18 protein-coding genes are annotated in these 21696 nt (G+C 67.4%); 6 read left to right on the top strand and 12 right to left on the bottom strand.

The window, feature by feature from the left end; genetic code table 11:
- Positions 1-30 precede the first annotated feature (30 nt).
- The 6 genes from ACGG9C_RS10760 to ACGG9C_RS10735 all read right to left on the bottom strand — a co-directional run bounded on the left by ACGG9C_RS10760 (position 31) and on the right by ACGG9C_RS10735 (position 7892).
- Entirely contained in the window at positions 31-2304 is a 2274-nt protein-coding gene (locus tag ACGG9C_RS10760) for a cation-translocating P-type ATPase (protein WP_067119698.1), read from the bottom strand.
- Positions 2305-2339: 35 nt separating this feature from the next.
- The gene (locus tag ACGG9C_RS10755; protein WP_067119702.1) at positions 2340-3302 is read right to left on the bottom strand and encodes a heavy metal-binding domain-containing protein; all 963 of its coding nucleotides are present in this window, start codon (positions 3300-3302) and stop codon (positions 2340-2342) included.
- Positions 3302-3511 (bottom strand): heavy-metal-associated domain-containing protein, encoded by a 210-nt coding sequence (locus tag ACGG9C_RS10750; RefSeq protein ID WP_067119704.1) that lies wholly within the window; start codon positions 3509-3511, stop codon positions 3302-3304. Before ACGG9C_RS10750 ends, ACGG9C_RS10755 begins: the two co-directional genes overlap by 1 nt.
- Positions 3512-4157: 646 nt before the next feature.
- Positions 4158-5333: a thiolase family protein gene (locus tag ACGG9C_RS10745; protein WP_005055005.1), complete on the bottom strand. Its 1176-nt coding sequence runs from the start codon at positions 5331-5333 to the stop codon at positions 4158-4160.
- A gap of 30 nt (positions 5334-5363) precedes the next feature.
- Positions 5364-6566: an acyl-CoA dehydrogenase family protein gene (locus ACGG9C_RS10740; RefSeq protein WP_135950157.1), complete on the bottom strand. Its 1203-nt coding sequence runs from the start codon at positions 6564-6566 to the stop codon at positions 5364-5366.
- Positions 6567-6569: 3 nt separating this feature from the next.
- On the bottom strand, positions 6570-7892 hold the full coding sequence (locus ACGG9C_RS10735; RefSeq protein ID WP_228179441.1) for a CaiB/BaiF CoA-transferase family protein: 1323 nt from the start codon (positions 7890-7892) through the stop codon (positions 6570-6572).
- A 151-nt stretch (positions 7893-8043) separates the two neighbouring features.
- On the opposite strand from ACGG9C_RS10735, the gene ACGG9C_RS10730 reads away from it, so the two are divergent.
- The 4 genes from ACGG9C_RS10730 (at position 8044) to ACGG9C_RS10715 (ending at position 12627) form a co-directional block, all read left to right on the top strand.
- The gene (locus ACGG9C_RS10730; protein ID WP_135950158.1) at positions 8044-8799 is read left to right on the top strand and encodes an SDR family NAD(P)-dependent oxidoreductase; all 756 of its coding nucleotides are present in this window, start codon (positions 8044-8046) and stop codon (positions 8797-8799) included.
- A 96-nt stretch (positions 8800-8895) separates the two neighbouring features.
- Entirely contained in the window at positions 8896-9795 is a 900-nt protein-coding gene (locus tag ACGG9C_RS10725) for a LysR family transcriptional regulator (RefSeq protein WP_135950159.1), read from the top strand.
- Positions 9796-9916: 121 nt separating this feature from the next.
- A complete protein-coding gene (locus ACGG9C_RS10720) occupies positions 9917-11323 on the top strand; it encodes an IS1380 family transposase (protein WP_135950160.1) in 1407 nt (468 codons plus the stop codon).
- A gap of 245 nt (positions 11324-11568) precedes the next feature.
- Positions 11569-12627 carry an alcohol dehydrogenase gene (locus ACGG9C_RS10715; RefSeq protein ID WP_135950167.1) on the top strand — a complete coding sequence of 353 codons (1059 nt, stop codon included), beginning with the start codon at positions 11569-11571 and terminating at the stop codon, positions 12625-12627.
- 28 nt (positions 12628-12655) lie between these two features.
- On the opposite strand, the gene ACGG9C_RS10710 is transcribed toward ACGG9C_RS10715, so the two are convergent.
- Positions 12656-13504 carry a 3-hydroxyacyl-CoA dehydrogenase family protein gene (locus tag ACGG9C_RS10710; protein ID WP_005054991.1) on the bottom strand — a complete coding sequence of 283 codons (849 nt, stop codon included), beginning with the start codon at positions 13502-13504 and terminating at the stop codon, positions 12656-12658.
- On the bottom strand, positions 13501-14253 hold the full coding sequence (locus ACGG9C_RS10705; protein WP_005054989.1) for an enoyl-CoA hydratase/isomerase family protein: 753 nt from the start codon (positions 14251-14253) through the stop codon (positions 13501-13503). The genes ACGG9C_RS10710 and ACGG9C_RS10705 overlap by 4 nt, the downstream gene beginning before the upstream one ends.
- Before the next feature lie 212 nt (positions 14254-14465).
- Between ACGG9C_RS10705 and ACGG9C_RS10700 the strand changes: the two genes are divergently transcribed.
- Positions 14466-15836, top strand: coding sequence for an NAD-dependent succinate-semialdehyde dehydrogenase (locus ACGG9C_RS10700; protein ID WP_273206760.1), 1371 nt, complete (start codon positions 14466-14468; stop codon positions 15834-15836).
- 82 nt (positions 15837-15918) lie between these two features.
- On the opposite strand, the gene ACGG9C_RS10695 is transcribed toward ACGG9C_RS10700, so the two are convergent.
- The 4 genes from ACGG9C_RS10695 to ACGG9C_RS10680 form a co-directional block, all read right to left on the bottom strand.
- The gene (locus tag ACGG9C_RS10695; protein WP_390178643.1) at positions 15919-17634 is read right to left on the bottom strand and encodes a helix-turn-helix domain-containing protein; all 1716 of its coding nucleotides are present in this window, start codon (positions 17632-17634) and stop codon (positions 15919-15921) included.
- A gap of 69 nt (positions 17635-17703) precedes the next feature.
- On the bottom strand, positions 17704-18159 hold the full coding sequence (locus ACGG9C_RS10690; RefSeq protein WP_230005328.1) for an acyl-CoA thioesterase: 456 nt from the start codon (positions 18157-18159) through the stop codon (positions 17704-17706).
- Positions 18160-18209: 50 nt separating this feature from the next.
- Entirely contained in the window at positions 18210-19823 is a 1614-nt protein-coding gene (locus ACGG9C_RS10685; protein ID WP_005054981.1) for an NAD(P)/FAD-dependent oxidoreductase, read from the bottom strand.
- A gap of 43 nt (positions 19824-19866) precedes the next feature.
- Positions 19867-20778, bottom strand: coding sequence for an alpha/beta hydrolase (locus ACGG9C_RS10680; protein WP_005054979.1), 912 nt, complete (start codon positions 20776-20778; stop codon positions 19867-19869).
- Between the two features lie 482 nt (positions 20779-21260).
- Between ACGG9C_RS10680 and ACGG9C_RS10675 the strand changes: the two genes are divergently transcribed.
- A complete protein-coding gene (locus ACGG9C_RS10675; protein WP_101305219.1) occupies positions 21261-21695 on the top strand; it encodes a hypothetical protein in 435 nt (144 codons plus the stop codon).
- Position 21696: the final 1 nt, after the last annotated feature.

Raw genomic sequence — 21696 nt, 5'->3', positions numbered from 1 at the left:
GTGGGTGGTAGGTGCTGCCGGGTTGCCCGGTCAGCGGGCGATGCTCTTGAATCCGCGCAGACGCAGGCTGTTGCCCACGACGAACACGCTGGACAGTGCCATGGCGGCACCGGCGAGCATCGGGTTGAGGAGACCGAGGGCTGCGACCGGGATCGCGGCCGTGTTGTAGGCGAAGGCCCAGAACAGGTTGGTCTTGATAGTGCCGAGGGTCTTGCGGGACAGCCGGATCGCGTCAGCGGCGCTGCGCAGGTCGCCGCGGACCAGGGTGATGTCCGAGGCCTCGATCGCGACGTCGGTGCCGGTTCCCATCGCCAAGCCGAGGTCGGCCTGCGCGAGCGCGGGGGCGTCGTTGACACCGTCTCCGACCATCGCGACGACCTTTCCCTCGCCTTGGAGGCGGGTGACGACATCGACCTTGTCCTTCGGGAGGACTTCGGCGATGACCTGGTCGATACCGACCTCGGCGGCGATCTGGCGGGCGACCGCCTCGTTGTCGCCGGTGAGCAGCACCGGAGTCAGGCCGAGTGCCTTGAGCTGGGCGATGGCCTCCTTGCTGGTCGGCTTGACGGTGTCGGCGACGATGAGGATGCCGCGAGCGGCACCATCCCATCCGACGGCGACGACGGTCTTGCCTTCGCTTTCGGCCTGCGCCTTCGCGGCGGCAACCTCGGCGCTCAGGCGCAGCGACCACTCGGCCAGCAGCGATTCCCGGCCGACGATGAGTGCGTGTCCGTCGACGACACCCTGCACGCCCTTGCCTTCCAGGTTCGTGAACCCTTCCACGGTGGGGAGGGTGCCGGTCTGCTGGGTGGCGCCCTTCGCGATCGCCTGCGCGATGGGGTGCTCGGAGGCGTCTTCGAGTGCACCGGCGAGGCGGAGTAGCTCGTCCGCATCGGTGCCCGGCTCGGTGACGACGTTGACCAGGGTCATCTTGCCGGTGGTGACGGTGCCGGTCTTATCGAGCACGACGGTGTCGACCTTGCGGGTGGATTCCAGCACTTCCGGGCCCTTGATCAGGATGCCCATCTGCGCGCCGCGGCCGGTGCCGACCAGCAGCGCGGTCGGCGTGGCAAGACCCAGGGCGCACGGGCACGCGATGACCAGCACGGCGACGGCGGCGGTGAACGCGGCAGCGACAGGGAACCCGGCACCCAACCATGCCCCCATCGCGACGACGGCGATGAGGATCGCAATCGGGACGAACACGCCGGAGATCTTGTCGGCCAGGCGCTGCACCTCAGCCTTTCCGGTCTGGGCGTCCTCGACGAGCTTGGCCATCTGCGCCAGCTGCGTGTCCGAGCCGACCCGAGTGGCGCGAACTACCAAGCGTCCGCCGGCGTTCACCGTGGCTCCGGTGACGGGGTCGCCTTCGGCGACCTCGACCGGGACGGATTCGCCGGTGAGCATGGAGGCGTCCACGGCGGACGTGCCGGAAACCACGACACCGTCGGTGGCGATCTTCTCGCCCGGGCGGACGATGAACTCGTCCCCCGCCTGCAGGTCCTCGACCGGGATCTTCGTCTCCACCCCGTCGCGCAGCACGGATACTTCCTTCGCGCCGAGCTCGAGCAGCGCGCGCAGCGCGGCGCCGGCCTGACGCTTGGACCGCTTCTCGAAGTAGCGGCCGGCGAGGATGAACATCGTCACCCCGGCGGCGACTTCGAGGTAGATGTTCGCGGCTCCTTCCGAGGGGGCGAGGGTGAGCTCGAACGGGTGCGTCATCCCGGGGGTGCCGGCGGTGCCGAAGAACAGCGCGTACAGCGACCACAGGAACGCGGCGGTCGTGCCCATCGAGATGAGCGTGTCCATCGTCGCGGTGCCGTGCTTGAGGTTCGCCCACGCCGCCTTGTGGAACGGGAACGCCGCCCACACGATGACCGGCGCCGCCAGCGCCAACGACGCCCACTGCCAGTAGGTGAACTGCAGGGCGGGGACCATCGCCATCGCGATGACCGGGACGCTCAGGACGATGGAGACGATGAGCCGATTGCGGAGGCTGGTCAGCTCCGGGTCGGCATCGTCCGCGTCCCCGCCCTCGGCGGTGTCGTTCTTGGCCTTCTTCGGGGCCGGAAGCGCCGCGCTGTAGCCGGTCTTCTCGACCTCGGCGATCAGCAGGGCCGGGTCGTATCCGGCGGGGATGGTGACCTTCGCCTTCTCGGTGGCGTAGTTGACCGTGGCGGCGACGCCGTCGAGCTTGTTCAGCTTTTTCTCGATCCGCATCGCGCAGGAGGCGCAGGTCATCCCGCCGATCTGGAGTTCGACGGCGGAGTCCGCGGTCTGTTCTGCGGGGGCTGTGGTGCTCATGGTGTTCCTTCTTCTCTCAGATCACCGCGGGGCGGTCAGTGACCGTCGCCCGTGTCGCTGTGTGTGTCGTCCGTGTCCGTGTCGCCGGTGCCGTGCCCGGCGTCCACGACGAACTCGGCGGTGTGGACCTGCCCGTCGACCTGGAAGTCGAGGTAGAGCAGGTACCGGCCGGTGGTAGGCGCCTCGGCCGCGAATCGGATGTCGGGTCCGGCGGTGTCGCCGTCCTGCGGGTCGTCGCCTTCGGCGTGCACGTGCAGGTAGGCCAGGTCCCCATCGCGCAGCGCGACGAGGTGCCCGAAGGCCCCAAGGTACGGCTGCAGGGTGGTGACTGGCTGCCCGTCACGGGTGACCGACAAGGTTAGCTCGGAGCTCTCCCCCGCGGTCAGGTCCCCATCGAGGGTGACCGTGTACCCGTCGACCTCGCTTGTCGTCGACGTGGCGGTCGCCGGGTTCGGGGTGAACGCGCCCGCGACGTCGACCGTGCGGGTCAGGGTGACCTTGTCGGGGCCGTCGGCGACGTCCGGCACGAAGTCGGCATAGATCCGGTAGCTGCCGGCTTCGGTCCACTCCCAGGAGGTCGTCCAGGTGCCGGTGGCCTCGTCGAGCGTGGGGTGCACGTGCCGGAACTGGGTTCCATCGGTGCGCACCACGATCAGGTGCAGGTCCTTCTCATGCGAGGACTCGTACGCGGTCAGCGCAGTCCCGTCAGCGTCGAGGATCTGGAAGCTCAACTCGCCTGACTCGCCCGTTCCGGTGGGCGCGGCGATCGGGCTGAGTTCGTATCCGTAACCGGAGAGGGAGACGCCGGGGATGGTGGCGGTCTCGGCGGTGTCCTCGCCGGTCATGCCGGCGTGATCGGCCATCGAGCTGTCGTCAGCCGCGGCCGTCCAGTTGGCGACGGCGCTGTCCGGGACGACAGCTGCCGCGATGCCGAACGCCCCGCCGAAAGCCACGACGACGCCGGCGCCATACAGGCTGAGTCGTCCCGCAGCGTTCATCAGGCGCGCACCGCGGAGTAACCAGCCTCGTCGACCGCGGCCAGCACGGCGGCGTCATCCAGAGCACTGGTGGAAGACACGACGAGCTTGCCGGTCTGGGCGCTCACCTGGATCTCGTCCACGCCGGGGATCTGGGAGACCTCTTCACGGATGGACATCTCGCAGTGTCCGCACGTCATGCCGGTGACCTGGTACTCGCTGGTGGCCATGATGGTTTCCTTCCGTCGGTGATGCGCCAGAATCGGCGACACCCACCCTAACACCCCTACCCCCCTAGGGTATTCCGGAGTACTGAGGAAATCGTGGTGTCCATGCTCAGATTTGTTTGTGGCATCGCGTGAGACCTACCGCCTCGAACCGGCCGCCTGTGCGTGAATTACGTCTCCCGCCCAGCAGCTATCCCCTTGCTGCAGGAGAGATCACCCGAACCACCCGACCGAAATGTCCATATGGACACCACGTGGACACTTCATCTGCGAAATGGACATTTTAGAAAAATCCCTACACCAAGTGCGGGCCAAGTTGACACAGAAACGGCCATCTTCACGTGGAACCTACAGCTGCTGTAGGTTCCCGCTCGAGATGGCGGATAACCCCAGGGATTCCACGCTAGTTGGCGGTGGTCCCGGACTCAGGATTCCACGGGAAATGGCGGATTCCTACACCGCTCTCTGACGCGCCGACCCTGTCTGGTCAGCGGCCTGTCACGGCGGCGAGAGCGCTGGAGGTCACTGCAGCTGGCCGAGCTCGAGCATCTCACCGTCGAGGAAGAACGTCGGAGGGGAATGCTGAAGCTTCGGTTGACTCTGGGACTGCCAATGACCCCACCACGAACGGATGCTCGCGGTCTCACTGTCACCGTTCCAGCACGACGGCGAGGCCTTGACCCACGCCGATGCAGATCGCCACGACGGCGACGCCGCCTCCGCGTCGCGCAAGCTCATGCGCGGCATGCCCGAGAATGCGGCCCCCCGAAGCGCCCAGCGGATGGCCGATGGCCAGCGCTCCGCCGTGGATGTTGACCCGCTCAGGATCAAGTTCAGGCCACCCGGCGACGCATGCGAGCGACTGTGAAGCGAACGCCTCGTTGAGCTCGACCACGTCGACATCGGCCCAGGACCGGCCGGCGCGTGCGAGCGCCTTGTTCGCCGCCTCGATCGGCGCGATCGGGAACAGATGCGGATCGACGCCATGCGCCCCGCGTCCCGCAATCCGCGCGAGTGGCTCGCCGGGCAGCGCACCCTCCGCGGCGATCAGAACGGCGGAAGCGCCGTCGTTGATCGGCGAGGAGTTGCCGGCGGTGACGGTGCCTTCGCCGTCGCGCGCGAACAGCGGAGTAAGCCCGGCGAGCTTGTCCACGGAAGTGTCGTCCCGGATGCCCTCGTCGCGTGCCAGGTCGGCCCCTGGCACGTGCACGATCTCGCCATCGTAGACCCCGTCAGCCCACGCTTTAGCTGCCAGCCGGTGAGAGCGCACGGCGAACTCGTCCTGGGCATCTCGGGAGATTCCCCACTCTCGGGCGATCTTCTCCGCCGATTCTCCATTGGAGATGGTCCACTGCTTCGGCAGCTTCGGGTTGGTCATCCGCCACCCGATGGAGGTGTTCCACAGTGTCTGGTTACCGACCGCCGGCCACGGCCTCGGCGACTTCTCCACGATGAACGGCGCCCGGCTCATCGACTCCACTCCGCCGGCGAGCACGAGACCGGCGTCGCCGGTCTCGACAGCGCGGGCGGCCTGGATCACCGCTTCCAGCGACGACGAGCAGAGTCGGTTGACGGTCACGCCGGTGACACTGGTGGGGAAGCCTGCCAGCAGCGCCCCGAAACGGGCGACGTCGCGGTTGTCCTCTCCTGCTTGGTTCGCATCGCCGAAGATCACGTCATCGATGCGCGCGGGGTCGAGGCCCATGCGCGCGACGGTCGCCTTCATGACGACTGCGGCGAGATCGTCGGGCCGGATGCCGCTGAGCGCGCCACCCGCCCGCCCGAAGGGGGTGCGGACAGCATCGTAGACAAAGCTCGCGGTCATGGCGGGCTCCCTTCCGTGGTCGGCCGAGGGTCAGGCGAACGCCGATATTCCGGTGATCTGGCGGCCGATGATGAGCGACTGGATGAAGTCGGTCCCCTCATATGTGTGGACGACTTCCATGTCGGTGAGGTGGCGGGCGACGTGGTTCTCCAGAAGGAGTCCGTTGCCGCCGAGGAGGTCGCGGGCATCCCGGCAGAGTGCACGCGCGTGCTGGCCGGTGAACATCTTCGCGAGCGAGGCCTGTTCGTTCGTCAGTCGCCCTTCATCCTGCAGAGTGGCTGTGCGGAAGCAGAGCAACTGCATCGCGGTGAGATCGGCGAGCATGTTGGCCAGCTTGTTCTGCACCAGCTGGAAGCTGGCGATGGGCTTGCCGAACTGGACACGTTCCTGGACGTAGACCGCCGCTGCCTCGTACGCGGCGAGAGCGTGCCCGAGCGCCTCCCACGCGACGGTGCTGCGGGTGCGGTTGAGGATCGCGGAGACGTCACGGAATGAGGTCGACTTCGCCAGCTTGTTCCCGGCAGGGATCCTCAGTCCGGAGATCTCGATGTGCGCCTGCTGGATCGCGCGCTTAGCGATCTTCCCGGTGATCGCCTCCGCAGAGTACCCCTCGGGATACTGTCCGTCAGCGCCTTTCTCGAGCACGAATGCCTTCACTTTGGCATCCGCTGTGTCGCGGGCCCAGATGATGACGAGGTCCGCAACGTGTCCGAGCCCGATCCACCGTTTGGCACCGTCTATGACATACGCGCTCCCGTCGCGGCGGGCAGTGGTCTCCAGGGCGACGGAGTCGGAGCCGTGATCGGGCTCGGTCAGCGCGAACGCGCCGAGCTTGCGGAGGGCTGCCATTTCGGGCAGCCAGCGCTGCTTCTGCTCGTCGTCGCCGAGCAACGCGATGCTGCCCATCGCAAGTCCCGAGTGCACGGCATTGAGCGTGTTCACACTCCCGTCTCCACGAGACAGTTCCATCGCGACGAGGCCGGTCTGCAGTCGGGTCAGTCCCGGACAGCCGTAGCCCTGGATCGCGGTGCCCACGATTCCCAGCTCGCCCAGTGCGGGGAGGATCTGGTAAGGGAAGTCCGCTAACTCCCAGTACTCGTTGATAACTGGCAGGACCTCGGAATCCACGAATCCGCGCACACGTGTGATGAGATTGCGGTCGTCGTCGCCGAGAAGATCACCGATCTGATAAAAGTCCGTATCCACCGGATGTGCCGCCTTCGTGATCGTCATCTCTCAGCGTCCCTCTTTCCGAATCGCCGGGACGGTAACCCGATCGCCGACGTGGTCTTCATCGTCTTCCGCGACTTGCAGCCACCGTCGGACCGCCTCGCCATCCTGGTCGAGTGCAGGAGGCGCGGCGCGGTAACTCGCGGGGGTGCGGGAGAACGTTATGGGGTTGCGAATGGTGGGCACCGCGTGGTCGCCGGTGCCGGCCGCGACGCTGGGCTCCAGGCCGATCTTCGCAGCGAACTCGACGCCTCCACGGACATCCAGGACCGGCGCACACGGGACCTGCAACGGGCTGAAGATGTCGAACCACTCCCATGCGGTCTTGGTGACCAGCCGCGCTGTCAGCAGCGGGCGCAGGGCGTCTCGGTGCGCGCTGCGGTCTGCGTTGGACGCGAAGCGAGTGTCTGCGGCCAGCTGCGGCAGCCCGATGGCGTCGCAGAACGTAGCGAACTGCGCGTCGTTGCCGATCGCGAGCACCAGTTCCCCGTCATGGGTGCGAAACGGTGCGTAGGGGTAGATACTGGGGTGGTCATTGCCCATCCGGGTCGGAGACTGCCCGCTCAGCAGAAACCCGCCGGTCTGGTTGACCATGCCCGACAATGCGGAGGACAGCAGGTTCAGTTCGACGTGCTGTCCCTCTCCCGAGCGCTGTCGGTGGTAAAGGGCGGAGGTGATCGCGATGCACGTGTGCAACCCGGTGATCACATCGAACACCGCGACGCCCGCGCGGAACCCTTCCGTGTTCGGCGCGCCGGTCACGCTCATCAGTCCAGACAGCGCCTGTGCGAGCAGGTCGTAGCCGGCGAGCCCCGCGCCTCCCGCGGTACCGAAGCCGGTGATCGACGCATAGATCACACTGGGGTTCTCCCGCTTGACGGACTCGTAGTCCAAGCCGAATCGCCGGAGCCCGCCGGGTTTGAAGTTCTCTGTGACCACATCGGCTCGGGCCGCGAGACGCTGTGCGAGGACAAGGTCATCGGGGTTGCGGAAGTCCAGCACCACAGACTGCTTGTTCCTGTTAATGGAGAGGAAGTAGGTCGACTCGCCTCGGTACTCCGGTGGCCGGTAGCTGCGTGTCTCGTCCCCTAGCGGACTCTCCACCTTGATGACCGTCGCCCCGAGGTCCGCGAGCAGCATCGTGCAGTAGGGGCCAGCGAGTACCCGGCCGAAATCCGCGACCAGGAGACCCTCGAAAGGACCACCGGCCACGTCCTGCACCGTCCGGCCATCCGGGAGCGAGCTCTTCATCATCGGGAACACCTCAGTCGTCGTGTTCGTCCAGACTCCCAGCAGCCGTTTATGTCCGTCCAATACCTGATCAGGCACGTATTGATGCTCTAATCTCATGAAACGAGGGCTGTTCCAGAACGGCACACTCGAGGCTCCCCATTTCGACGCCACCCTGGTGGTGTCGAGGCGATGGGGCCGGGAGCGGCCCGCGCCTGGGCGTGATCAGCAATGAGGCTAAGGAGAACCCATGGGTAGCAGGCTTGCAGGCAAGGTCGCGATCGTCACCGGCGCGGCGAACGGGATGGGGCGCGCACATGTGCGCCGCCTCGCCCAGGAAGGGGCGAGCGTCCTCGCCACCGACGTCGACTCGGCCGGGCTCGAGCACACCGTCGCCGAAGCGAACCGTGACGGCGGGACGGTCGTGGGGCTGGAGCAGGATGTCGCGATCGCGGCGAGGTGGGACGAGATCGTGGCAGAAGCCGAGCAGCGTTTCGGCCGGCTCGACATTCTGGTCAACAACGCGGGGGTGCTCATCCTCAAGCCCGTCGAGGAGACCACAGAGGAGGAGTGGGACCTCATCTTCCGCATCAACGCCAAGGGTGTCTTCCTCGGCACCAAGGCCGCGGTGCCTGCTCTGGTCCGCGCAGGCGGGGGATCGATCGTGAACATCTCGTCGATCTACGGCATCATCGGCGCACCGAGCGCCGCCGCGTACGAGGCGTCAAAGGGCGCCGTCCGGCTGCTGACCAAGGCCAGCGCGGTGGACCTGGCCAAGTACGGCATCCGGGTGAACTCTGTGCATCCCGGTGTCATCGCCACCCCCATGACCACGGGGCTGCTGGCGACGCCGGAGTCGACGAAAGCCGTGCTGTCCACGACGATCCTCGACCGGCCCGGCCAGCCCGAGGAAGTCTCGAACGTCGTACTCTTCCTCGCCTCGGACGAGGCTTCCTTCGTCACCGGCGCCGAGTATGTCGTGGATGGCGGCTATACCGCGCAGTGATCTCGGTCGGCCGGGGTCTGCGCGACCCCGGCCGACTCATCCAGACTTGTATGCCAATCCACCTTCCATCGGTACGGATTATGCAATAATCCCTGGATGGATCTGCAGCAGCTGCGCACCTTCCTCGCCGTCGCCGAGGAACTGCACTTCGGACGGGCAGCCGAGCGCCTGCATATGGCGCAGCCGCCGATCAGCCGCGGCATCCAGCAGCTGGAGCGGGAGTTGGGTGCGCGGCTGTTCGAGCGGAGCACCCGCAAGGTAACGCTGACCTCGGTGGGCGAGGCCCTCGTCGCCCCCGCCCAGGAGGTCCTGGACGCGCTGGACCGGGTGAGCAGGGTCGCCCGCGCAGCCGGGACGGGCGAGATCGGTCACGTCCGTCTGGCGTACGCGGGTGCGTCCTCCAACGTGATGGTCGGATTGCTCGCCCGAGCAGTCAACCAGAACCACCCAGGCATCCACCTCGAGCTGCTCAGTCAGCACTTCGCCCAACCGGCGATGCAGCTGCTCACCCGCGGCGACATCGACATCGCCCTCGGCAGGTGGGACCACATTCCCGCCGCCGTGCGCACCCGCGTGATCGCTGTCGAGGAACTCGTCATCGCCGTCCCGGAGACCCACCGTCTAGCCGACGCCGGTGCCGTGTCGATCGCGCAGTTCGAGGGTGAGCCGTTCGTGTCGCTCCAACCGCAGACCGGCACGTTGCTGCTGGAGCGGCTGCGACAGATGAGTAGAGCCGCCGGGTTCAACGCCGATGTCGTCCAGCACGCACCGGACTCGTGGACGCTGATGTCCCTCGTCTCCGCCGAGATCGGCTGCTCATTGACCCTGTCCTCGGTGATCGACAGCATCGCCGACCCGCACTTGCGCTTCCTGCGCCTGACCGACGACGTCGCACCTGTCGAGCTGCGGATGGCGTGGCTGCGCGACAGCGACGACCGTGCCTTGCACGCCGTGCTCCGGTTGTCCGAATCCGTCCTCCCGACGCCGCAGGACTAAGCCTCGATCCACCGATGGACGGGGCGTTGAGCGAGCGTCGTGACGTAGAAATGCCCCTCTGATCAGGAAGAATAGAGCTTGCTTAGGGTTCTGTTCGTCTGGTCGGAGAGGCATCTCGTAGATGCAATTCAAGCACGCCCCCGCCGCAGTGTCTGCGGTGTTCGATGATCCGAATCTCGTGTCGGCCGCGGGGCTGGTGCCGATGCTCCGCCTGGCGCGTTCCGCGGGGTTGGACGAGCTCGCGCGTGAGCGGTTGAGCGTCCCGACGGATAAGGGCGCCAACGCGGGTGCGAAGGTGATGGCACTGGTCGCGGGCATGCTCGCCGGGGCGGACTCGATCGACGACATGAACCTGCTCCGCCATGGCGGAATGGGCCGGTTGTTCGACCGGACGTATGCGCCGTCGACGCTCGGGTCGTTCCTGCGGGAGTTCCGGTTCGGACACGTCCGCCAGCTCGACGCCGTCGCCTCCCGGGTGTTCGCGAATCTCGCTGTCGACGCGCCGCTGCTCCGAGCAGGCGATGGCGAGCGGGTGATGGTGGATCTGGACGACACCATCATCGAGGTCCACGGATACCAGAAGCAGGGCGCCGGTTTCGGGTACTCCGGCGTCCGGGGGCTGAACGCCCTCCTCGCCACGGCATCGACCACCTCGTCGGCGCCGGTGATCCTGGCCCAGCGGTTGCGGCAGGGGAAGACCGGGTCCCCGAAGGGGGCCGCGCGGATCGTCGGCGATGCTCTCGCCACCCTGCGCCGCACCCGCGCCGCGACCGGGGCCAGGCCGTTGCTGCGGGCGGACTCCGCGTTCTACGGACACGCGACCGTCGGCACCGCGATCAAGGCGGGCGCCGACGTGTCGGTGACCGTGAGGATGGACCCGGCGGTGAAGGCCGCGATCGCGACCATCCCGGATGATGCGTGGGAGATGATCGAGTACACCGACGCGATCCGTGACGAGACCACCGGGCAGCTGATCTCCAAAGCCGAGGTCGCCGAGGTCCCGTTCACCGCGTTCCGCTCGAGGAAGAAGGCGGAACAGGTCGCCGGACGGTTGGTGGTGCGGCGCATCCCCGATCTGAACCCGAGACAGGTGGAGCAGCCGACCCTGTTCGACGTCTACCGGCATCACGCGTTCTTCACCACCACAGCGAAGGAGGTGATGGACACGGTGGCCGCGGACAAGACCCACCGCGGTCACGCGATCATCGAGCAGGTCCACGCCGACCTCAAAGCGGGGCCGCTCGCGCACCTGCCCTCCGGGGTGTTCACCGCGAACAGCGCCTGGCTCGTCATCGCCGTGATCGCATTCAACCTCACCCGCGCTGCCGGTCTCGTCGCCGACCGAGCGGGACGGCTCGCGAGAGCAACGACCGCGACGATCCGCCGCACCCTGATCCACGTCCCCGCACGGCTGGCGCGCTCCGCGCGCCGAATCACGCTGCACCTGCCCGAGGCCTGGCCATGGCAGACCGCGTTCGACCGGCTCTTCACAGCCACGCACGCGCCACCGCCAACGGTGACCACCTGACCATCGCCGCAACGCGGCACGACCGAGGACCAAGTGGACGACCGGGATGCGACGCCCGGAACTCAACCCTGCCCTCGACGCGTCACCGCGCCCCGATCATGCCGCCCCGGCACACCCACGGCTCATCGGTGGATCGAGGCTAAGGGTCGCCAGGTATCAATCCGCCTGCCATTTGGTATTGGAGAGAATCAGAACGAAGTGGAAGCGTGGAGTCCACTGTGCGTATATCAACGGCGAGGACAACCATGCACGCATTCGCGATCTTCCAAGACGATCACACGGTGACCGATGTGGAATTGCCGACCCCGACCCCCGAAGGCACCGAAATCCTCCTGCGCGTGGTTCGGTCCGGGGTGTGCCACACCGACATGCACCTGCGTGAGGGGTACTACGATCTCGGCAGCCGGGGGCGTCTGAATCTGATCGACCGGGGCGTCACCTACCCGCTTGTCCTCGGCCATGAGGTCGTCGGCGTCGTCGAAGCGGCCGGCCCCGACGCCGACGGGGTCTCGCCGGGTGAGCATCGCCTTGTCTACCCATGGATCGGCGACGGCTCCTGCGACGCATGCCAGGCAGGTCACGAGAACCTGTGCCCCTCGCCCCGTAACCTCGGCGTCGCCCGCCACGGCGGGTATGCCGAGTTTATCCTCGTCCCGCACCCCCGTTACCTCCTCGACGTCACCGGGATCGAAGAGCGGTGGGCCGCAACTCTCGCCTGCTCCGGCCTGACCGCCTACAGTGCCGCGCGCAAGGCCCTTCCGGCCACCGCGTCCGATCCGGTCGTGGTGATAGGCGCCGGCGGTGTCGGGTTGATGGCGATCGCCACGCTGCGCGCGCTCGGCCACGAAGCAGTCCTCGCGGTGGACCTGCAGGAGCGCAATCTGGAACTGGCGCGGCAGCTCGGAGCGACCACGACGATCTCCGCCCGCCAGGAAGACCTTGCCGCCGCCATCGTCGCCGGCGCCGGTGGGCCGGTCGCGGCGATCGTGGACTTCGTCAACAACTCCACAACAGCTCCCGCTGCGTTCGCCGCGCTCCGCAAGGGCGGAACGATGGTTCAGGTCGGGCTGTTCGGCGGAGAGCTGGTCATCCCCACCGCGTTGCTCACTCTGAAGATCATCACCATCCGCGGAAGCTTCGTCGGGTCCCTCGGCGAGCTCGAGGAGCTCGTCGGGCTCGCGCGGCGCGGCGCGCTCCCGCATCTCCCGATCATCGACGGGGAGTTGTCTGCGACGGCGGTGCAGGATGCGCTGGACCGGCTCGCCGCGGGCGGCGTGCCCGGCCGGATCGTGCTCAGCGCGTGACCGCGCCGGGCGTCCAGCCGGCCACGACTCACGCGTAGTCGAAGAAGCCGCGTCCCGTCTTGCGTCCCAGCTCCCCGGCCGCGACCTTGTCGCGGAGGATCTGCGGCGGGGCGAACCGCTCGCCGAGCGTCTCATAGAGGTATTCGGCGATCCCGAGACGCACGTCCAGCCCGACAAGATCGGAGGTGCGCAACGGACCTGTCGCGTGACGGTATCCCAGCACCATCGCCGTGTCGATGTCCTCAGCGCTGGCCACCCCCTCTTCGAGCATCCGCATCGCTTCCAGCGCGATTGCCGCGCCCAGGCGGGAGCTCGCGAAGCCGGGCGCGTCGTTGACGACGATCGGGGTCTTCCCCAGCGATGTCACCCACTGCTCCGCCCGTTGCCGCAGGTCCGGGTCGGTCGACGGCGTCAGCACGATCTCGACGAGTGACGAGGGCGGCACCGGATTGAAGAAGTGCAGTCCGCACACGCGCTCCGGCCTCGCCAGCTGCGCCGCGAGCCTTGTCACCGACAACGATGAGGTATTCGTGGCCAGCCACGCCGACTCCTCCACGATCCCCTCTGCTCTCTGCATCGCCTCGACCTTGAGTGCGAATGTCTCTGGGACAGCTTCGATCACGAGCTCGGCATTCCGCAGCGCCTCGTAGTCGGCGCTGGCCGCGACGCGGCCGGCGATTGCGTCGACGTCGACCGAGGCATCCCGCTCCGCGGCCTTGCGGATCCCATCGGCCAACCGCGCGGCGGCCGCGCCCGCCGCCGCCGGGTCACGTTCGATCACGGTGACCTGGGCGCCCGCCTGAGCGAACACTTGCGCGATACCGGCGCCCATGCGGCCGCCCCCGATCACGCCGACGGTGGAGGGAACAGTGATCATCGGGTCTCCTGAGAACGGTTGAGGAATCGGGTCATCAGCTGCGTCTTGGCGTCCGACTCGAACAGGATCGCCTGCGCGAGTTCGTCGACAAGGGGGTGGGCGTCCCGCGGCGCAGCGAGCACGCGCTTCGAGACGCGGAGGGCGAGCGGATCCTGGCCAGCGATCCGATCGGCGACGGTATCCGCCGCCGCCGCTAACTGGTCGGGTTCATGCACCGAGGCCACCAACCCACACCGCAGCGCCTCCTCGGCGTCCAGCCGGCGCCCCGTGAACAGGATCTCCTTGGCCAGCGGCTCCCCCACCAGCTCGGCGAGCCGCCAGGTCGCCCCGGCCGCGGCCAGGATTCCGATCGCCGTCTCGGGGTTGCCGAACACGGCGCGGGTGGACGCGATCCGGATGTCGGCCGCGTACGCGAGTTCCGCACCGCCCCCGATCGCGAACCCGTCGACCGCAGCGATCACCGGCATCGGCAGCCGCGCGATACGGATGAACAGCCCGGAGTTGATGCCGGCCAGCGCTTCGTCGCGGCCGCGCTCGAGCAGCTGCCGGATGTCTGCGCCAGCCGCGAACACACCCCGTTCGGGCGTAGAGGTTCCGGTGAGAATCAGGATGCGGGGCTCTCGCTCCAGGCTCGTGCATACCGCGTGAAGTTCGTCGACCATGTCGTCGTTGATCGCGTTTCGCACGTCAGGACGGTTCAGTTCGACGTGAAGCCGGTCCGCGCCCTCGCGGAGTATCAGAGTGGTCACCGTCCCAGCCTCCCACCACCGATCAATGCGCGTCCAATACCCGATCCACGTACATCTGATGCGCCATCGTCATCAATCTGGGCCGGGATCAGTATTGGACGAACTCGGCCACGGCGCGACAGGCTGAGTGGGCAGTATCGCGCCAGACGACCGCCGATCTGGGCGGGCGTGGCCCGAGAGCCGCACGACAGCAATGAAGCGAGGAGACCACGATGGGTGCATACCGGACCATCAACCCAGCCACCGGCCAGACGGTCGCCGAGTACCCCGTGATCGGCGATGCGGACGTGGCCGACATCGTCGCCCGCTCGCACACGGCCTACCGCAGGTACCGGGAGCTGCCGCTCGCCGAACGGACGGGGATCCTGGCACGCGCGGCGCAGCTGCACCGGGACCGCATCGATGAACTGAGCGCGCTGCTGACCCTCGAGGTCGGCAAACCCGTCACGCAGGCCCGCGGGGAAGTCGAGCTGGTCGCCTCGATCTACCAGTACTACGCCGACCACGCCGAAGCGTTTCTCACCGACGAGACCCTCGACATCGTCGGCGGAGGGGAAGCGCTCGTCCGCACCGAGCCGATCGGGCCGCTGTTGGGGATCATGCCGTGGAACTACCCGTACTACCAGGTGGCCCGGTTTGTCGCCCCCAACCTCGCACTGGGCAACACGATCATCCTCAAACACGCCCGCAACTGCCCGCAGTCCGCCCTCGCCATCGAACGCGTGCTCCACGATGCCGGGCTTCCGGCCGACGCGTACATCAACGCGTTCGTAGACAGCCGCCAGATTGCCGGCATCATCGCCGACCCGCGCGTGCAAGGGGTGTCGCTGACCGGCTCCGAGAAGGCGGGCTCGGCTGTCGGCGAGGTGGCCGGCAGGCATATGAAGAAGGTCGTCCTTGAGCTGGGCGGCTCGGACCCGTTCATCGTCCTGGAGGATGCTGACGTCGACGCGGCCGTGGCAGCCGGCGTACGCGGCCGCATCGCCAACGGCGGCCAGGCGTGCACGGCATCCAAGCGGTTCATTGTCGTGGATGCCGTCTACGACGAGTTCTCTCGGAAGTTCATCGACGCGATCACGAAGATCATCCCCGACGACCCCACGGACCCCGACACGTTCCTCGGCCCGTTGGCGTCCGCGGATGCCGGAGATGAGCTCGAGGAGCTCGTCGAGGACGCGGTCGCCAAGGGCGCCACCCTGCACATCGCCCCCGGTGCACGCCGAGAGGGCGCCTTCTACCCGCCCAGCGTGCTCACCGGGGTCACCCCGCTGATGCGAGCCTACGAGGAGGAGCTGTTCGGACCGACCGCGGTCGTGTACCGGGTGCCCTCCCCGCAGGCCGCGGTCGCCCTGGCCAACGAGTCGCCCTTCGGGCTGTCCAGCAGCGTCTTCACGCAGGATCCTCTGGCAGCCGCGCAGATCGCCCGCGAACTGGAGGTCGGGATGGTGTGGATCAACAGCACCAGCCGCAGCGCACCGGACCTCCCCTTCGGCGGCGTGAAGCGCTCCGGCGTCGGACGCGAGCTCGCCCGGTACGGCATGGACGAGTTCGCGAACAAGAAGCTCATCCGAACCCCCGCCTGATATCCCCGTGTAACGCCTCCGCCGCGCCGAGTACGCAACTGCGAATCCAGGCCTCCCTGGTCGGCAGGCGGGGGCGCTGTTTTCAGGAGATCAGGGTGTTCTGCCCGTCGAAACCGTACGCGCGCAGTTTCCGGTACAGCGTTGTGCGCCCGATACCGAGGATCTCCGCTGCGCGCGAACGGTTTCCGTCCGCTTCCCGCAGCGCCGCATCGATCGCCCGGTACTCGGATGCGGCGATGCCGCGCAGCTGGCGGGCACGTGTGCGCATCTCGGCGGACAGAAGGTCGACGTCCAGGATGGTGCCGACGGGGCGGTACGCCACCATCGCGGCAATCAGAACCCGCAGCTCCGAGGCGCCACCAGGCCAGTCCCACCGGGAAAGCGCCTGCAGCAGAGCAGGGCTCAGTGTCACCGAGTGCTCCTGAGCGAGTCTCACGGCCAGGCCGATGACACGGTCTGGGTCATCGCGCAGCGCTGGGAGGTCGAGTCGCGGCCCCCGGCGGCCCAGGTAACTGAAGACGACGCCAGTCGGGTCGTCTGCGACACAGAACACGACCCGGGCGGACCGGATGGGATCTGCCGCGCCAGCCAATTGCTGCAGGACCGGGAAGTCTGCGTCGGTCAAAGACTCGACGCTGCGGACGACCACCGACGTGCCTGTGCTCAGCGCGTGCGCCGCCGTGGCCACGGCCCCCGGTTCCCGAAATGCCGGGGCGTCGATGACGACCGGGTCGTGGCGGTCGCGTTCGCGCAGCCAGAGCTGGGCGAGAAGCGTCTTCCCGCTGTCGCGCGGACCGTGGATCGCGATGCACCCGCTGCTGCGGCCGAGCACGTCGAGGTGCGCGGCAAGGCGGGAAAGCCGGGTGGGTTCCGGCGCTGCGGCCGGCTCGGACTCGGCAAGTTCCACGAGGTAGATGCTCTCCCCTGCCCGATTCACGATGCGGCGGGCAGTGCTCGGCCGATCCGCGAGCAAGACGGATGCGACATCCCCCTGCCAGTGGTGGGCCTGGAGCTCGTCCCACAGGGTCACGTGCCGCTCGGCCGAGAGCATCGGCAACGCGCCCGTCGAGGCGAGCACGCCGCCACGGCCGATGGCCAGCACACGGTGGCGGGCGGTACCGTCCGCGAACCGGGCCAGCAGCGCCTGCAGCTCCAGCGGTGCGGTGTTAAGCAGCGCGTCCTGGAGGTCACGAGCGGCCTGCTTCGCGATCGCGAGCATCGCGGGGTGGGACGCCCCGACGGGAGAGGCGAGGGCGAGCGAGCCGATGACCCGCCGCGAAAGAGGGTCGTGGATGGGGGCGCCAGCGCAGGCGAGGGTCTGCAGCCGGTCGTTGACGTGCTCGGCGCCGCGCACGAACACTGCGGATCTTTCCTCGATCGCCGTTCCGAGTCCGTTCGTGCCCAGCGCGGACTCCGAGAATTCGAATCCTTCGGCCGCGGACACCTTGTCGAGCCGTCTCGCGTGGCTCGGGTCGCCCACCTTTCGGGCGAGGATCCGTCCGGATCGGTCGCTGACCAGCAGCGCGACACGCATGTCCGCGAGTGATTCCGCCCATCGCGCCAGGACGATCTCAGCGGTGTCCTGAAAGCGTCCCGCCGGTTCGGAGAACGGGTGGTAGGCAGGAGTCGCCGTCGGATCGTAGCCGCCACCGGTGGTGAACGAGCGACGCCAACTGCGCTCGATCACCGGGGGGACGTTCAGTGTTCGGGGAGTGAGACCGTGCGCGCCGACGCCAGCTTCGAGAAGGCGTTCACGAGCCTGCCGCGCGCTCGCGGCGGAATAGGTATCGGTGGACATAGCTGGGACCTCGCGTCACTGCAAGTGGTCCCACCCAGTATCCGCCTCCCTATTAGGACCCGCCAATACCTAGTCCGCTGTGGATCCATCCTCTGTGCGCATGAGTCCATGGTGGTGGGGAAGCCGGTCGCGTTCGTAGGTGATGTCGGTGTAGCCGTGAGGAATGGGCTGGCCGTGGTCGTCGAGGCCGACGAAGACGATCTTCTCGATCGTCAGAATGCGGTCACGGGTGATCATGTTGCGCACCTCGGCGCGCATCGTGAGGGAGGTGCGCCCGAACGCGGTGGCGCGCAGTCCCATCTCGATCAGGTCACCTTGTCGTGCGGAGCTGACGAAGTCGATCTCGGATATGTACTTGGTGACCGCCCGAGGGTTTCCGAGCTGGATGATGGCGTAAATCGCGGCCTCTTCATCGATCCAGCGCAGCAGGCTGCCGCCGAACAGGGTGCCGTACGCGTTCAGGTCCTCGGGACGGACCCAGCGGCGTGATCGGAAGGTGACGTCTTCTGACATGTTGTCGCTCATAGGACGACCGTAGGCCGGGAAGCACACTCCCGGCCTACGGTTACCGTCGATCAGGCCGGGATGGGCTGTCCGATGCTGAATCCTTCGAAGTCCTTCGCCTGGATCTCCGAGAGGAGGCCGCGGTAGGCGCCTAGGCCGCCGAGGTAGAACATCACGGCGTGCTTCTTGCCGGGGATGTTCGCCCCGAAGATCCACGAGTCGGTCTTGGGGAACAGCGTGTAGTTTGCGATCGTCGTGCAGGTCTCGGTCCATTCGTCCTCGACCTGCTGCGACACCTCGATGAGCCCGCCTCTCCGCTCCGCCTCGGTCACCAGAGTCGTGATGAACTCGACCTGCGCCTCGATGCTGGGCACCAGGTTGGTGAACGGCCCGTTGGGGCCGAGGATCATGAACATGTTCGGGAATCCGGCCGTCATGATGCCGAGGAAGCTGGTCGGGGCGTCGGCCCAGTGCTCGTCGACGCTCACCCCTCCGCGCCCGCGGATGTCGATGCGGCGGTAGTTGCCGTCGACCGCGTCGAACCCGGTAGCCAGCACGAGCACATCCAGCTCGTGCTCAACACCGTCCGCGGTCTTCACCCCTCGTGGGGTGATCTCAACGATTGGGTTCTCCTTGATCGACACCAGCTTCACGTTGTCCTGGTTGTACACGTCGTAGTAGCCCTGGTTGCACAGGGGCCGCTTCGCATACGGCTGGGTCGGGGTGAGCAATCGCGCCGTCTCCGGGTCCTTGACCGTCTCAGCGATCTTGCGGCGGATGAACGCAGCGGCTGCCTCGTTCGACTCCGGGTTGATAGCGATGTCGTTGAACGTGCCGAACATGAAATAGAATCCGTTGCCTCGGTCCCATGCCGCCTGGAACACGCGCTCCCGCTCGGCCTCGTCGACATCGGTGGCCGCGACGGTGGACTCCTCGAACCCGAAGGCGACGCCGGAGTTTCGGACCTGCTCCCAGATCTCCGGGAACCGGGACTTGTATCCGTCCACCTCCCCCGGGCCGACCGGTCCGTTGCCGGAGGGGACGCTGTACTGCGCCGAGCGCTGGAACACGGTCAGGTGCGACACCTGCTTGGCCGCGGCGACGATGAACTGTGTTCCGGTCGAGCCAGTGCCGATGACCCCCACCCGCTTGCCCTCGATCGACAGGTCCTCCGGCCACTCCGCGGTGTGCACGAGGCGGCCTTCGAACGAGTCGATCCCGGGGATGTCGGGGATGTTGGTTGCTGCGAGCAGTCCCAGCGCCGCCACCACGTATCGGGCCGTGAAGGATTCTCCGGCGGAGGTGCCGACCGTCCAGGTGTTGGTGGCTTCGTCGAAGACGATCGACGTGACTTCGGTGTTCAGCCGGAAGTCCTTGCGGAGGTCGTACCGGTCGACGACGGTCTCAAGGTAGCGGAGGATGTCGGGCTGGTCAATGTACTTGCGGGCCCAGTCCCACTCCTGCAGCAGTTCGTCATCGAACGAGTATCGGTAGAAAGGGCTCTCCGTGTCGGACATGGCGCCGGGGTACCGGTTCCAGTACCAGGTTCCTCCGATGCCGGCGCCCTTCTCGAACCCGCGGACGCGCAGGCCGAGCTTGTCGCGCAGGGTGTGTAGCTGGTAGATGCCGCCGAAACCGGCGCCGACGACGATCGCGTCGAAGTCCGTGGTCTGTGTGGATGTCATGGTGCAACTCCTTCGGTGAATGAGGTGGGTGGGGTGCTGCAGGTCAGTGGCGAAGCCACTGGCCGATCGCCGCAAGCTCCGCGTCGACGTCCGCGTCGCGGCCAGCCAGGAACGGGTAGACGTGCTGCTGTCCTTCGGCGACATGCAGGGTGACGTCAACGCCGGCGCCCTTGGCGCGCTCTGCCACGCGGATGGCATTGTCGACCAACGACTCGACCGAACCGGCGTTGACGTACAGCGGGGGGAACCCGGTGAAATCCGCGTAGAGCGGGTTCGCGAGCGGCGCCGACGGGCTGGTGGTCTCCCCCAGCACGCCGGCGATCATGCCCTCCAGGAGCGGCACGGAGATCAGCGCGTCGGTCGCATCGTTGGTGACCAGCGTCGCGCCGCGGTTCTCCATGTCCAGCCACGGGGAGAACGCGATGACGTGCCCGGGCAGCGGCCGTCCCTTCGCCTTCAACGCCAACGGGATGGCGATGGCGAGATTGCCTCCCGCCGAGTCGCCGATGGTGGTGACGTCCTCGGGGTGGACCCCCCGCTCCAGCAGGGCCTCGAACGCCGCGACCCCGTCGTCTACCTGGGCGGGGTGCGGGTGCTCGGGCGCGCGACGGTAGTCCAGCACGAACGCTGTTACCCCGGCCGCCTTCGCGACGTGCGCGGCGAGCTTCCGGTGGCTGGCCGCAGAGCCGACGGCGAACCCGCCGCCGTGCGTGTAGAGGAGGACCTTGGAGCGATCGGCTCCGGCCGGGAACGCCCAGATGCCGGGCACGCCGCCGACCGTCTCCTCCTTGTAGGTGACATTTTCCGGTTCGATGGTCGGCTGGTGCCATTCATCGAAGATGCTGCGGAACAGCCGCATGTCCAGCTCGTGGGTGGCCATGAGCTCGGACCAGCCCAGATACAGATCACGCAGGGCGCTCGGGACGACTGCGGTCGCGGTGGATGACGAGGACATCGCATAACTCCTTCGTTGATGCTCGGCGCCTGCAGGAACTAGGCGACCACTCGGTGGATGAGCTCTACTCTCAGGGAGGATTCCGCCACAGCGCTGTGCCGATTTGGAACAGCTCACCCGGGTTGCCCGGTGACCACGACAGAGATCGGCTCCGGCGCACGGCATGATCAGGATCCAGCGCACGAACGAGACCGGATCGGGCACGGTGCCAGACGATCAGCGCCGCCACGACGAGAGTCGCGGCGGTCACCGCCATTGCTCCGACCCAGCCGCTCTGCGTGAAGACCGTCGCCAGGACGAGACCGACAGCCGGGATTCCATCTCCACGGAGAGCGACGGCAGCACACGCCGGACGGCGAAGATCTACTCACCGCCACCGTCTCCGCTTCCGACGACGACGACAGCTTCGGCTTCTACTCCCGGCCCACCAAGGCCCACATCATCGCCGCCGGCATCCGCCGCACCGCATGAACGAGCGCCTCATGAACAGCCGCACCAGCCTCACCATCTACCCCGCCCACGACGAGCAAACCCTGCTCCCGCCGACGCCGATCCTCGTCGACGAGCACTACTTCGTCCGCGCCGGGCTCGAGCAACTCCCCGCCCGCCTCATCGGGTTCAGCCCCGCCGGCGCGCTCGCCATCACGGCGTGGGTTCACGACGTGTTCCGTGCCCCGGAGCTCGCACGCGACCTGTACCCGACTTTCATCATCGCCGGTCGCGTCCAGGCATATCCGATCCCCGCCGCCAGGGTCACCGTGCGCGAGCCCGCCGGCGTCGTCCAGGTCGTGATCACCGACCCTCGCGGCAAGAGATACCGGCCATACCTCGGCGAGGACCGCGACATTGCCGACCGCATCGCCGCGGCCTGGGGCTCCCACCGCGGATACTCCGCCACCGTCCAACCGATCACCTGAC

Source organism: Microbacterium sp. MTN4-26, assembly GCF_042846595.1.
GTDB classification, from domain to species: domain Bacteria; phylum Actinomycetota; class Actinomycetes; order Actinomycetales; family Microbacteriaceae; genus Microbacterium; species Microbacterium luteum.
Note: the sequence above shows the minus strand (reverse complement) of the source record. Positions and strands in the feature narration are given on the sequence as shown.

Excerpts from the sequence above, each read along its gene's own strand:
- ACGG9C_RS10685 (WP_005054981.1), bottom strand. The coding sequence starts at position 19,823 with ATGACATCCACACAGACCACGGACTTCGACGCGATCGTCGTCGGCGCC.
- ACGG9C_RS10700 (WP_273206760.1), top strand. The coding sequence starts at position 14,466 with ATGGGTGCATACCGGACCATCAACCCAGCCACCGGCCAGACGGTCGCC.
- ACGG9C_RS10690 (WP_230005328.1), bottom strand. The coding sequence starts at position 18,159 with ATGAGCGACAACATGTCAGAAGACGTCACCTTCCGATCACGCCGCTGG.
- ACGG9C_RS10745 (WP_005055005.1), bottom strand. The coding sequence starts at position 5,333 with ATGACCGCGAGCTTTGTCTACGATGCTGTCCGCACCCCCTTCGGGCGG.
- ACGG9C_RS10710 (WP_005054991.1), bottom strand. The coding sequence starts at position 13,504 with ATGATCACTGTTCCCTCCACCGTCGGCGTGATCGGGGGCGGCCGCATG.
- ACGG9C_RS10695 (WP_390178643.1), bottom strand. The coding sequence starts at position 17,634 with ATGTCCACCGATACCTATTCCGCCGCGAGCGCGCGGCAGGCTCGTGAA.
- ACGG9C_RS10760 (WP_067119698.1), bottom strand. The coding sequence starts at position 2,304 with ATGAGCACCACAGCCCCCGCAGAACAGACCGCGGACTCCGCCGTCGAA.
- ACGG9C_RS10715 (WP_135950167.1), top strand. The coding sequence starts at position 11,569 with ATGCACGCATTCGCGATCTTCCAAGACGATCACACGGTGACCGATGTG.
- ACGG9C_RS10680 (WP_005054979.1), bottom strand. The coding sequence starts at position 20,778 with ATGTCCTCGTCATCCACCGCGACCGCAGTCGTCCCGAGCGCCCTGCGT.
- ACGG9C_RS10740 (WP_135950157.1), bottom strand. The coding sequence starts at position 6,566 with ATGACGATCACGAAGGCGGCACATCCGGTGGATACGGACTTTTATCAG.
- ACGG9C_RS10755 (WP_067119702.1), bottom strand. The coding sequence starts at position 3,302 with ATGAACGCTGCGGGACGACTCAGCCTGTATGGCGCCGGCGTCGTCGTG.
- ACGG9C_RS10720 (WP_135950160.1), top strand. The coding sequence starts at position 9,917 with ATGCAATTCAAGCACGCCCCCGCCGCAGTGTCTGCGGTGTTCGATGAT.
- ACGG9C_RS10675 (WP_101305219.1), top strand. The coding sequence starts at position 21,261 with ATGAACAGCCGCACCAGCCTCACCATCTACCCCGCCCACGACGAGCAA.
- ACGG9C_RS10725 (WP_135950159.1), top strand. The coding sequence starts at position 8,896 with ATGGATCTGCAGCAGCTGCGCACCTTCCTCGCCGTCGCCGAGGAACTG.
- ACGG9C_RS10750 (WP_067119704.1), bottom strand. The coding sequence starts at position 3,511 with ATGGCCACCAGCGAGTACCAGGTCACCGGCATGACGTGCGGACACTGC.
- ACGG9C_RS10730 (WP_135950158.1), top strand. The coding sequence starts at position 8,044 with ATGGGTAGCAGGCTTGCAGGCAAGGTCGCGATCGTCACCGGCGCGGCG.